Genomic DNA, 387 nt, shown 5'->3' with positions numbered 1-387 from the left:
CTGACCCAGGTATCAGGGTCCTGCACATAGTGAAGCTTCCAGCCGGAGAAGGGGTTCTTGCTGTAGGAGGTGATGCTTTCACCGGCATGGAGCCAGTCAGTCAGCCATTCGTTGTATTCCTCAACGGTGGCTGCACGCAGGCAAGTGCTCTGGGTGATGATTTGGTCAAAGAGTCGCCGTTCAGCTTCTGCCTTTGCTTCCTTCTGATCGCTCTCTTTGCTGAGTTCATCATAGTATCGCTGCCTTTCCGCTGCCTCTCTCTTGCTGGCTTGTACTTTTTCCTTATGGGTTTTCAGCCAGGTTTCGTAGTGTTCCAGCAGGCGCAAATCCAGCGGGGTGTACAGGCGTTTTGTCTCCGAATTGGGTGCGAAGAGGTTCTTGAAAAAG

The 387-nt window shown here is 52.5% G+C and carries 1 protein-coding gene; it reads right to left on the bottom strand.

Annotation, left to right across the window (positions count from 1 at the left end; translation table 11 throughout):
- The coding region (locus HMPREF2527_RS09745) for a hypothetical protein (RefSeq protein WP_168161074.1) at nucleotides 1-387 on the bottom strand (387 nt) is incomplete at both ends.

It is taken from the genome of Rothia sp. HMSC071B01, assembly GCF_001808945.1.
GTDB lineage: Bacteria > Actinomycetota > Actinomycetes > Actinomycetales > Micrococcaceae > Rothia.
The sequence above is the reverse complement of the archived record's forward strand: the minus strand, read 5'-3'. Positions and strand labels throughout refer to the sequence as shown.